13 protein-coding genes are annotated in these 11113 nt (G+C 41.6%); 12 read left to right on the top strand and 1 reads right to left on the bottom strand.

The features are described 5' to 3' along the window. Window positions 1-433 precede the first annotated feature (433 nt). From CDZ78_RS06250 to narL, 12 genes are all read left to right on the top strand, one after another. On the top strand, window positions 434-2005 hold the full coding sequence (locus tag CDZ78_RS06250; RefSeq protein ID WP_087869231.1) for a nitrite reductase: 1572 nt from the start codon (window positions 434-436) through the stop codon (window positions 2003-2005). Window positions 2006-2010: 5 nt separating this feature from the next. Beyond that, complete coding sequence (locus CDZ78_RS06245; RefSeq protein WP_087869230.1) at window positions 2011-2322, top strand: c-type cytochrome; 312 nt, start codon at window positions 2011-2013, stop codon at window positions 2320-2322. Continuing rightward, window positions 2319-2651 (top strand): c-type cytochrome, encoded by a 333-nt coding sequence (locus CDZ78_RS06240; protein WP_230990813.1) that lies wholly within the window; start codon window positions 2319-2321, stop codon window positions 2649-2651. The genes CDZ78_RS06245 and CDZ78_RS06240 overlap by 4 nt, the downstream gene beginning before the upstream one ends. A gap of 42 nt (window positions 2652-2693) precedes the next feature. Then, on the top strand, window positions 2694-3155 hold the full coding sequence (locus CDZ78_RS06235) for a CreA family protein (RefSeq protein WP_087869229.1): 462 nt from the start codon (window positions 2694-2696) through the stop codon (window positions 3153-3155). An 83-nt stretch (window positions 3156-3238) separates the two neighbouring features. Beyond that, a complete protein-coding gene (locus tag CDZ78_RS06230; RefSeq protein WP_087869228.1) occupies window positions 3239-4405 on the top strand; it encodes a cytochrome D1 domain-containing protein in 1167 nt (388 codons plus the stop codon). A 6-nt stretch (window positions 4406-4411) separates the two neighbouring features. Next, on the top strand, window positions 4412-4894 hold the full coding sequence (locus CDZ78_RS06225; protein ID WP_087869227.1) for an Lrp/AsnC family transcriptional regulator: 483 nt from the start codon (window positions 4412-4414) through the stop codon (window positions 4892-4894). Then, window positions 4891-5373 carry a siroheme decarboxylase subunit beta gene (gene ahbB / locus CDZ78_RS06220; protein WP_087869226.1) on the top strand — a complete coding sequence of 161 codons (483 nt, stop codon included), beginning with the start codon at window positions 4891-4893 and terminating at the stop codon, window positions 5371-5373. The genes CDZ78_RS06225 and ahbB (CDZ78_RS06220) overlap by 4 nt, the downstream gene beginning before the upstream one ends. Before the next feature lie 187 nt (window positions 5374-5560). After that, window positions 5561-6004 carry an Lrp/AsnC family transcriptional regulator gene (locus tag CDZ78_RS06215; protein ID WP_087869232.1) on the top strand — a complete coding sequence of 148 codons (444 nt, stop codon included), beginning with the start codon at window positions 5561-5563 and terminating at the stop codon, window positions 6002-6004. After that, window positions 6004-6492: a siroheme decarboxylase subunit beta gene (ahbB, locus tag CDZ78_RS06210; RefSeq protein WP_087869225.1), complete on the top strand. Its 489-nt coding sequence runs from the start codon at window positions 6004-6006 to the stop codon at window positions 6490-6492. The genes CDZ78_RS06215 and ahbB (CDZ78_RS06210) overlap by 1 nt, the downstream gene beginning before the upstream one ends. Then, window positions 6479-7612, top strand: coding sequence for a heme d1 biosynthesis radical SAM protein NirJ (gene nirJ, locus CDZ78_RS06205; protein WP_087869224.1), 1134 nt, complete (start codon window positions 6479-6481; stop codon window positions 7610-7612). Before ahbB (CDZ78_RS06210) ends, nirJ begins: the two co-directional genes overlap by 14 nt. Before the next feature lie 557 nt (window positions 7613-8169). Next, complete coding sequence (locus CDZ78_RS06200) at window positions 8170-9942, top strand: histidine kinase (protein ID WP_087869223.1); 1773 nt, start codon at window positions 8170-8172, stop codon at window positions 9940-9942. Continuing rightward, window positions 9939-10583 (top strand): two-component system response regulator NarL, encoded by a 645-nt coding sequence (gene narL, locus CDZ78_RS06195; RefSeq protein ID WP_087869222.1) that lies wholly within the window; start codon window positions 9939-9941, stop codon window positions 10581-10583. The genes CDZ78_RS06200 and narL overlap by 4 nt, the downstream gene beginning before the upstream one ends. A gap of 208 nt (window positions 10584-10791) precedes the next feature. Here narL and CDZ78_RS06190 read toward each other — a convergent pair whose 3' ends face one another. Next, window positions 10792-11028 (bottom strand): hypothetical protein, encoded by a 237-nt coding sequence (locus CDZ78_RS06190; RefSeq protein WP_087869221.1) that lies wholly within the window; start codon window positions 11026-11028, stop codon window positions 10792-10794. Window positions 11029-11113: the final 85 nt, after the last annotated feature.

Here is an 11113-nt window from a genome sequence, read left to right as displayed (position 1 = left end):
CTCCGTCAGATTGAGTAAAGGAAAAGGAAAAAGAAAAGCAAAGGGTCAGGTCTTTATTTTTGCATTCCTCTATGTATAACCCTACTCACCGTTGAGTAATGCAACGAATAATACTGACCAATCTGTACTAGGCTATATCCACATTTCTATAGAAACCGCTTCTATAACGGCAGTTGCTTGAGAAAATCTGAAAAATACACCCGCTGTTCTTCCTGTCTCAACTCCCAGATTCCAGTAAGCATTTCTCTACAACACATCGACCAGACCAGCTTATAAAGCTTATTTTGCATTTGAACAAATCAAATAGCATGGTATTTATTGCTTGAATCCAAGAGTGTTTATTTTTATTCTGCACTAAGATATGTTAAGTTCTTTGCTAATTTAGCATTAACGTTTCAGAACAACATTCTATACCTAGGCAACAGGAATTCTCATGACAATAAAAATAACATTACACAAGTCCATTTTAGCCACTAGTATCGCTTTGCTTGTGCTTTCAGGTAATGCATTTGCAAAGTCTGGTGATAAACATAAAATGCACCAGCTTTATCAGGATAACTGCGCTAGCTGTCATGGATCCGATCATGGTGGGTATCTAGCGCCTGCATTGAACTCTGATACTTTAAAAGGCCGTAGCCCTACTGCTTTACGCACACTAATAATGACCGGTAGCTTTGAAACCCTGATGCCTCCATTTTTCGGGCGCTTATCAGATAGCGATATTCGCGATATGGTTAAACACCTGCAAGCTACGCCTAAACTGAATAATCCTCCCTGGACTATTAAGGACATGAAAGCTTCTTTAAAAGTCTATGTCAAAGATGAATCTAAACTGCCCACAAAACCTACGTTTAAAATAGACAGTATGGATGATATTATCGGTGTTGCGGCACGCGGTAAATATGGTCGTGGACAGGGTTCGGAAGCGGTTTTTATCAATAGCAAGACCCATACTATTATAGCTAAAGTACCGACCGTCACCGCTGCACATATTATTGATTTTGACCCAGCTAACGAGCGCTGGGCTTATGTGAAAACCGATACTGCAGAAATTTACAAAGTTGATTTATATACCATGCAAGCCGTGCGTAGTATTAAAACCGGCTGGAATGGTCCAGGCATGGGAATTTCACGCGATGGAAAATACATTATGGCAGGCTCCTTCGTGCCTCATAATGCGGTTATTTTAGATGCAGAAACACTAGAGCCTCTAAAAATATTTGAGTTAGAAGGCATAGACCCTGACGGTAAAAAAGTCAGCTCTGATTCCGGTATGATTATAGGCACGCCCTATGCTGATATTTTCGCTATCGCACTGGAAAATGCCGGGCAGGTCTGGATAGTGGATTTAAAAGATGGTTTTCCTGTGACCAAAATCAAAAATGTCGGTCGTCATTTACATGATGCCTTCCTGACTCATAAGGGTAAAAAGCTAATGGTTGCCTCTTATGATGATAGTACCGTCATTGCAATTGATTTAGAAAAACGTGCAATAATCAAAAAATTAAAAGCGGGTTGTGTTCCTCATGTAGGCGGTGGTGCAGCCGTTAAAGTTGACGGCCGTACTCTAGGCTTTGGTACTAACTTTGGCACCTGTGAAAAAACTGTGGTCAGTGTCTGGGACCTGGACAATATGAAACTGGTTAAACAGATTCCCGTCTCAGGTGGTACAGAGTCTCCAACGGCACATGCAAACGCACCTTATGTTGCCGTGGATATTATTACCAAGGACAGACGCGCTCGTACTATTCAGTTAATCGATAAAAAATCATTAGAAGTTGTAAAAACACTAGATGTTGGTGGGCATGCTTATTTCCCTGAATACAGTGCAGATGGTAAATTCTTATATATCAGTGCCGGTTATGCAGGTGATGAAGTTATCGTTTACGACTCAATATCATTGAAAAAAACAGCGAACATTCAAATGGAAAGCCCGGCAGGTATTTTCTCTCGTGGTCGCGTTAAATATATGACTCGCGGTTTATCCCCTGACGAAATGGAGTAAGCTCAATGAAAACCTTATCTTACTTCCTAATTACCGCCAGCATTTTAGGCTTTAGTATAAACAGTCAGGCTGCCAGCATTTATGCTGGCAAAGCTAAAGCAGCGGCCGTCTGCTCCCAGTGTCACGGGATTCGTTCTACCAGTGCTGAAGCACCTTTTCCGTCCTTAGCCGGGCGTGATAAAAAGTACCTGGAATCTGCCTTAAAACAATATCGTGATAAGACACGTATCTCGGATATTATGAATAATATCGCAGGCTCATTGTCTGATCGGGATATTAATAATATTGCATCTTATTATAGTCGTTTAAAACCTTGATACGCTCCTTATGGCTATCCCTGTGTTTATTAGGGGTAGCTCAGGTTTTCGCTAATGAACCTTCCAGTCAAAGACAAGCAGAGCTAAAAAACATGCTTAAACATGATTGCGGCTCTTGCCATGGGTTGACCTTAAAAGGTGGTTTAGGACCGCCTTTATTAGCAGCAGATTTAAAAAAAACGCCTGATGATTATTTAATCCTGACCATACAAAATGGTCGTAAAGGAACAGCTATGCCACCCTGGAAACCTTTTATCACCGAACAGGAAACACGCTGGCTGGTTCAGAACCTACTAAAAAACCCTGTAGAGCCGACTTTAGTCCGCTAATACATGAGCACTTAAAATATCTAAGTAACACACTATACAATCATGAAAAATTTTCTCAAATTTTGCATACTATTATCAAGTATGACTGCAATTAACATCCATGCCGAAGAGGTTGACTGTGTCACGACATCATGGAAATTAATTGGTGCTAATCATAAAGTTTGTGTACAAGCCTATGATGACCCAAAAGTTAAAGGCGTTAGTTGCTATATGAGTCAGGCTAAAAAAGGCGGAATTAAAGGATCTTTTGGCTTAGCTGAAGACCCTGCTCAATTTTCACTGGACTGCCGTCAAATCGGCGAGATCATTATTGACTCCAGACTGCCTGAACAAGAAGTAGCCTTCACTGAAAATACTTCACTTATATTTAAAGAAACACGTGTTGTGCGGATATTTGATAAGAAACGTAATACGCTTGTTTACCTAGCTATCAGCCGGAAAATCATTGATGGCGCACCTGCAAATAGCATTTCAACAGTTCCTATCATGCCGTGGGGGAAATAAGCTCTGCAAAACTATTTATACTCTTCATGGTTGAAATCAAGTTAGCAAATCCCATCTCATCCACACCGCATTTTAAATCATAAATGACGTACCATATCCCCCTGCTCACCTTATTAATATTTTCTCAAAGTATCTCTGCAGACTTACGTGGCACAGGTGATCTAGGGGTCATTATTGAAAGAGAACCGGCAGCAATACAAATCATCAACACCACGTCTAAATCTTCCATCAGTAGAATCACAGATTTAGGCGACCTATCCCATGCTTCTGTTGTATTCTCCAGAGATGCCCGCTATGCCTTTATCTTTGGACGTGATGGCGGACTCACTAAAATTGACTTATTACAAGATCGAATAGCCAAGCGCATTATTCAAGCCGGCAACAGCATAGGCGGTGCAATTTCCCAGGATGGTACTCTGATAGCGGTATCAAATTACACACCTGGTGGAGTTAAAATTTTCACAACAGAAACTCTGGAATTAGTTGCTGATATTCCTGCCCTCTATGGTGACAATCAATTATCCAAGGTAGTAGGCCTAGTCGATGCTCCAGGACAGAAATTTATTTTCAGTTTATTTGATGCTGGAGAAATATGGATTGCTGATCTTAAAGATCCTGCTCAAGCCAAAATTCAGAAATTTAAAGCAGTAGGCAAACAACCTTATGATGCCCTGCTCTCGCCTGACGGCCGTTACTATATTGCCGGATTATTTGGCGACCGTGGCCTAGCCTTATTAGACCTCTGGTCACCTGAGCAGGGTGTTAAACGTATACTCCCCGATTATGCAAAACAGGATGAAAAACTACCCGTTTATAAAATGCCACACTTGGAAGGCTGGGCTGTAGCAGGTAATCTTATGTTTATCCCCGCCATAGGTCAGCATGAAGTCTTAGTGATTGACCAAAGCACATGGCAATTGATTAAACGAATCCCCGTTATTGGCCAGCCAGTTTTTGTTATGGCTCGCCCCGATGGACGACAAGTCTGGGTAAACTACGCCTTTCCTGATAACGCGCATCTACAGATTATTGATGTAAAAACTCTAAGCCTGATAAAGTCACTGAACCCCGGAAAAGCAGTCTTACATATGGAATTCACACCACGCGGAGAAAATATCTGGGTCTCGGCAAGAGATGATAATCGTGTTGTTATATACGATACCAATAGTTTCAAAGAAATAACCCGTATACCTGCTAATAAGCCTAGTGGCATTTTTTTTAGCTCTAGGGCACATAAAATGGGGCTATGAACCACTGTGCTATCAATACTACACAAACAACTACTCAACAATTTTCAACAAGAATTTCCATTATCTCCCCGACCTTTTCAAGATATTGCCAATATTCTAGGAGTGTCCGAAGATGAAGTGCTCTCGGCATATAGAGAATTAGACAAACTACAGTTTATTAGTCGTATTGGCCCAGTTATTCAGCCTAATTATATCGGCCTAAGTACCTTGATTGCGATGCAGGTTCCAGGTGAACAATTGTCCGCAGTAGCCAGTATTGTTAATCATTTCCCTGAGGTAAATCATAACTATGAGCGTGAACACCTGTTTAACCTCTGGTTTGTTTTAATTGCCGATGACGAACATCATTTACAAACGGTTATTACTGGCATAGAAGGGAAAACAGGTATTAAAACCATGCAATTGCCACTTCTGGAAGATTATTTTATTAACCTTGGTTTTCAGCTTGATTTAGAAGACAATCATCAATCCGAATCTGTTTGTACATGATTGACCCAATCGATTTACAGTTAATTGTCGCCATTCAAGAGGGGCTTCCTATCGTTGCTCGCCCCTATAAAATAATTGCCGGACAACTCGACCTGGAAGAACAAGAAATAATTGAACGTTTAAGCAGGCTAAAACAACAAGGTTTAATTAAGCGTCTAGGAGTAATTGTCAAACATCGTCGCTTAGGCTACCAATCCAACGCCATGGTAGTATTTGATATGCCTGATAAGCTAGTCAAGCAAAAAGGCGAGCAAATTAGTCAGCTTGCTTTTATTAATTTATGTTATTTACGGCCTAGGCGGGGTGAGCTTTGGCCGTATAATCTATTTTGCATGATACATGGTAAATCACGGGAACTTGTTTTACAGCAATTAACTCAACTGATTGATAGTTGTGCTTTAAATGACTATCCTTATGACATTTTATTTAGTACACGTTGTTTTAAACAACGTGGGGCAATTTATTCTATCGACAAGTAGGCTGTGAAAGTATCTGCTTTTAGCCTCTCCCTTGAGAAGGGGGATCGTATAAAAACATATATCATTGATATTGCGTGATTAGTTTTAATACATCAAACCTCCCCTAACCCCTCCTTAACTAAGGAGGGGGATTTTGTTGAATACTTTCACAGTATCTAAAGACCGCACCTGCAAAAATAATCTACACATGGATAAAATTGACCGCACCATTATCAATACCTTACAAGAAGGCTTCCCCATTTGCTCTTCGCCTTATAAAAAAGTTGCCGAAGGTTTAAGAATAAGTGAACAAGAACTACTTGATCGACTAAAAGTATTACTAGAATCAGGCATCTTATCCCGGTTTGGACCAATGTATCATGCTGAACATATGGGAGGAGCCTTAACTTTAGCAGCTGTTAAAGCCCCCGAACAAAACTATGATAATATCGCTGATATGATTAATTCTTTTCCTGAAGTAGCCCATAATTATGCACGTGAGCATGCACTTAATATGTGGTTTGTATTAGCAACGGAAACCCCAGAACAAATACAGCCGATAATACAGACGATAGAAAATAAAACAGGGCTAAAGGTGTATAACATGCCAAAAATACAAGAATATTTTGTCGGCTTAAAACTGGAGGCCTAATGGATCATATAGACCGCCAGATTATTACTGCGACCCAGGCAGGGTTACCTCTTACACCCGAACCTTATCAATCACTTGCTGAGCAAATTGACATCAGTGAGATTGAACTGATGCAACGCTTGAAATGTATGCAAGAAACTGGAGTTATTCGGCGCATTGGAGCCATACCCAACCACTACAAATTAGGTTACCAGCATAACGGTATGACTGTTTGGGATATAGATGATCAATATATTGATACATTAGGTACGCAAATAGGCTCACTGGATTTTGTTAGCCACTGTTATCATCGACCACGTCACTTACCCGAATGGCGCTATAATTTATTTGCCATGATCCATGCAAAAACCACAGAGTCCGCTGCACAACAAATCGAGCAAATAGCCGCTCTTCTCGGTGAACATTGTCGTGCTCACGAAGTGCTTTACAGTACCCGTATCCTGAAAAAAACTGGCCTAAGAATTAAGGAAAATAATGTTTCGTCTTAGCCAGTTTATGCGCGAAGTACTCCACCCTACTCCACTCAAAGCTGCTCGAAAACCAGCTGCCCCCGTGGTTATCTGGAACCTGATTCGACGTTGCAATCTGACCTGCAAACATTGTTATACTACGTCGGCGGATATTAATTTCCCGGGAGAACTAAGCACCGAGGCTATCTATAATGTCATGGATGACTTAAAGGCATATAAAGTCCCGGTACTGATCCTTTCCGGTGGTGAACCACTGTTGCATCCTGATATTTTTAAAATTTCGCAACGTGCAAAAGACATGGATTTTTATGTCGCCCTTTCCAGTAATGGCACACTTATTACTGAAAAGAATATCCAGAAAATTGCTGCTATCAATTATCAATATGTCGGTGTTAGTTTAGATGGCATAGGCAAAACTCATGATGATTTTCGTCAGCAACAAGGTTCATTTGATGCCTCTGTACACGGCATCCAGCTATGCCGCGAACAAGGCATAAAAGCGGGCATACGTTTTACCCTGACGCAAGATAATGTGCATGATTTTCCTGCCATGCTTGATTTTATGGACTCTAAAAATATAGATAAATTTTATTTATCCCACCTTAATTACGGTGGCCGGGGAAATAAAAACCGCAAGCAGGATGCTGTTTTCAGCATGACTCGCGAGGCAATGGACTTACTTTTTGATAAATGTCTGCAATGGGAAAAACAGGGACAACACCGGGAGGTTGTCACCGGTAATAATGATGCAGATGCCGTTTATTTTCTTCACTGGGTTAGAAAAAACTTTCCCGAACAAGTAGCACATATACAGACCAGACTGGAACAGTGGGGAGGAAATGCTTCCGGGGTTAATGTTGCCAATATTGATAATCTGGGCAATGTACACCCTGATACTTTCTGGTGGCATTATGATTTAGGCAATGTTCTGCAACGCCCTTTTTCTGAAATCTGGCAGGATATTTCAAATCCGCTAATGGCTGGATTAAAACAATCACCCCGTCCCTTAAAAGGACGCTGTGGTACCTGTTCTTTTCAGAAGATCTGCAATGGTAATACCCGGGTTAGAGCGCAACAGGTATATGCTGATGCCTGGGCTGAAGATCCAGGGTGTTACTTGAATGAAACGGAGATTTGATGTGCTGCTGGATTCGATCAGGTCCAATCTTACAGACAATGTCAGATTTGTTCGCATTTAAACGACGGGTATCAACCCAAGGCTCTAATTGATTTTCTCCAGCATTATTCGCATCCTTAGTGGCTTTCTGCACAGGCATCAGATAATGCTTACCACATGAGATTTACTTATAGTTCATAGTATTCTAATGCTGAATATCCGCGAGCGTATTTTTTAAAAATAGACAGAGTATGAGAAAGGGATAAAGTTCTAGGTAACAACTACTCGAGTCATACTGCATATAGTACCTAAATAGCTTATGTAACGATTAATACCTGACTAAAACACTCAGTTGAAATACTAGAATAATAAGAGTATAGAATAACAAATGAAATCACGTATAGAGCAAATGAGATAGTTTATTTTATTATTTTTGCTTATTGAAAATATAAGAACCTGAATTCTACTACAGTTTCTGCTTATTAGGGGCAAGGTATGTGAAACACCTTAGATACCATTCAATTGTCTTCCGTTGGGGAGTTTTGTTTGGATGCATTTGCACACTGTCAATTGCGAGCATGGGTAGTTCGCTATTTGTTGCCTGGATAGCAAAAGGTGACGCTGCATCTATCAATCAGTCTGGCCTACTTAGAATGCAAAGCTATAAAATCCTGAATCAACTGATGCGCAAAGAGCTGGAGACAGGCTCTACCCGTCAGGAAGCTGTGGAGGATTCAATGAACCATTTTGAGTTGCTACTGAATGATAAATTATTAAAGACTTCATTTGACGTTTCGTCCACAACGCTTAAAACTGCATACCATGACATACACAGGCAATGGTATTCATCAATTAAGCCAGGGATTCAGCAGGAACTCCTGCATGGTCGACTGAACTGGGATCTGTATAATGAGACCACTTACTTTGTCACTCAGATCAATCACCTGGTCACTAGCTATCAAAAAAATGCCGAGAAACGGATTTACCTGCTGGAATTAATCCAGATCATAACAATTGCAAGTCTTTTGTTTCTGGTAATTTATGCGCTCCATATCCTGAAAAAAAATATCGCTCACCCCTTGAGTGCATTAAATGAAGCCGCCTTGAAAGTAAAAAATGGCGACCTCAATTGCCATGTAGACATCAAAAGTAATGATGAGTTTGGCCGGTTGGCCGAAGCCATGAATGCAATGAGTAAATCTATTATCGCTGTCTATCGAGACCTTGAAAAACAGATCGAACAAGAAACTGCAGCGGTAGAACGTAACAAACGCGGTCTGCAGCTTATGTTCAACACGTCCCATGCAATCAACAAGAATATCAACGGGAAATTTGATTTTCAGCCTATCATCAATGAATTATCGGATACGATTGGGCTTACCCAAGTCGATCTGTGCCTGAAAACACCGGAGGGCGGGATAGCCTATGACCACCTTTACTCAAATGAAGCGCCTGAACTTAGTCGCTGTATGCAACGCCTCTGCGAACAATGCTTCAAAAATGAGAAAAAGTTCATACAGCAAGGAAATGAATACAAACACTATTATCCCTTGAGCATAGATGGCAAGGACTTTGGCAGAATCATCTGTCACAGCAAAAAAGGCGCGCCACTCACTAAATGGCAAGATCAAATATTGCAGTCTATTTCCGGATGTATTCCCACGGCTCTTAATATCCGTTTGCAGGTCGAGCAGGGCAATCGTCTTTCTCTACTTGAAGAGCGCAGTGTCATAGCTCGCGAGCTCCATGACTCCCTGGCACAGTCCTTATCTTACCTGAACATCCAGGTAACCCGATTGCAAAAAGCACATACAAAGGGCACAGAAAATCAAATCGATGCAATTATCGGAGAATTGAAACAGGGAATCAATACGACATACAGACAGTTGCGTGAGCTGCTGACTACTTTTCGACTTGGGCTTAATGAAACCGGACTCAGGGAGTCACTTATAGCCATGGTTATAGAATTACGACAGCGCAGCGAAATGCAGGTCGAACTAAAATATACTTTGGAAAATCTTCCACTGACGTCACGAGAGGAAATTCATCTTATGCAGATTGCCCGGGAGGCAGCGCAAAATGCAGTTAAACACTCAGAAGGAAGCCATCTAAAGATTAGTGTCTATGATGAAAGTGGTGAAGTATTTTTGAATGTCCGGGATGACGGCACCAATTTAGACCTAAATGCTGAAAAATACGATCATTTTGGCCTGGCTATCATGAGTGAACGCAGCCGTATTCTCAATGGCCAACTTAAAATCGACGCTCCGGATCAAACTGGTACCCGTGTGTTATTTCATTTTCACCCGATAAGCACATCAGCCCCTGTAGTCAGGGAGTTATCACAATGACTGAGAAACCGTATGCATCCGTCATCATCATTGATGATCATCCTCTGTTGCGCAAAGGCCTGGGCCAACTGCTGGAATTTGAACCTGAACTCAAGCTGCTCGCCGAGGCAAGCAACGGGGAGCAAGGCCTGGCTTTGGCTATGCAAAATGAGCCTGACCTGATCATACTGGATTTGAATATGCCTGGTATGAGTGGTATTGATACCCTCATAGCCCTTCGTGACGCGGGTATTACATCGAGAATACTCATGCTGACGGTTTCAGACAATGTCAACGATATATCTCAGGCTATCCAGGCCGGTGCAGATGGTTACCTGCTCAAAGATATGGAGCCGGAATTGCTACTGGAAGAAATCAAAAAAGCAGCCATAGGGCAGACGGTGATTGACGCTCGCCTGACAAAGCAACTAGTCGATGCATTACCTGTTCGACAAGCTGACCCCGAATCGAAATTGGCCGACCTAACTAGCCGCGAGCTTGACGTCGCTACTTTACTTGCTGAAGGACAGAGCAACAAGCAGATCGCCAAAGAACTGGAAATTTCCCAGGAAACGGTCAAGGTGCATGTCAAACACGTACTCAATAAACTCAAGTTGAATTCCCGCGTAAAGGTTGCGTTGTACATGGTTCAACAGAAATAGCCTATGAAAATACCCGATACACTGTTTCAAGTAATACACAACCTTCGTTTGTTCCGTCCCGACTATGGAACCTATCCACCAGCAAACCTCGCCCCACTTCAGGCGAGCTTTTCGTCCGATTCTCACGTCACTGACTTGTCAATACCCCTTAGTAGGTACCTATTAAGGGGTATATTTTTTCTCTTGTTGTCATGGTAGGATCGATTCATCAGAATAAATCGACTATTAACTGTGGTCGCGCGAAGTATATCATCATCAATAATAAATCATTATTGATATGCAAAGCTATCCTCTGCATATTAAGGAGCGAGAATTTAATAATACCCGAGCCTGACTTGTCTTTTGGATCCACAGCCGTACTATAAAAACAGTTACGTAGCCTGCTATGCGCTTGTTTTCCTAGCACGACTGTGAAACCAAAATCCTGCGCCATACTTTCGGACATTATTAAACCCTCGCTCCTAAAGTTATTTAAAAAGGCTTCTGCGGGGAGTCGCTATTTTTGCGAAAGCTTGTTTTGGGCATCCCAG

The sequence above is a fragment of the Bathymodiolus platifrons methanotrophic gill symbiont genome, assembly GCF_002189065.1.
Taxonomy (GTDB): Bacteria; Pseudomonadota; Gammaproteobacteria; order Methylococcales; family Methylomonadaceae; genus Methyloprofundus.
Note: the sequence above shows the minus strand (reverse complement) of the source record. Positions and strands in the feature narration are given on the sequence as shown.

Coding starts and splice junctions, on each gene's coding strand:
- CDZ78_RS06250 (WP_087869231.1), top strand. CDS start 434: ATGACAATAAAAATAACATTACACAAGTCCATTTTAGCCACTAGTATC.
- CDZ78_RS06245 (WP_087869230.1), top strand. CDS start 2,011: ATGAAAACCTTATCTTACTTCCTAATTACCGCCAGCATTTTAGGCTTT.
- CDZ78_RS06235 (WP_087869229.1), top strand. CDS start 2,694: ATGAAAAATTTTCTCAAATTTTGCATACTATTATCAAGTATGACTGCA.
- CDZ78_RS06230 (WP_087869228.1), top strand. CDS start 3,239: ATGACGTACCATATCCCCCTGCTCACCTTATTAATATTTTCTCAAAGT.
- ahbB (WP_087869226.1), top strand. CDS start 4,891: ATGATTGACCCAATCGATTTACAGTTAATTGTCGCCATTCAAGAGGGG.
- CDZ78_RS06215 (WP_087869232.1), top strand. CDS start 5,561: ATGGATAAAATTGACCGCACCATTATCAATACCTTACAAGAAGGCTTC.
- ahbB (WP_087869225.1), top strand. CDS start 6,004: ATGGATCATATAGACCGCCAGATTATTACTGCGACCCAGGCAGGGTTA.
- nirJ (WP_087869224.1), top strand. CDS start 6,479: ATGTTTCGTCTTAGCCAGTTTATGCGCGAAGTACTCCACCCTACTCCA.
- CDZ78_RS06200 (WP_087869223.1), top strand. CDS start 8,170: ATGGGTAGTTCGCTATTTGTTGCCTGGATAGCAAAAGGTGACGCTGCA.
- narL (WP_087869222.1), top strand. CDS start 9,939: ATGACTGAGAAACCGTATGCATCCGTCATCATCATTGATGATCATCCT.
- CDZ78_RS06190 (WP_087869221.1), bottom strand. CDS start 11,028: ATGTCCGAAAGTATGGCGCAGGATTTTGGTTTCACAGTCGTGCTAGGA.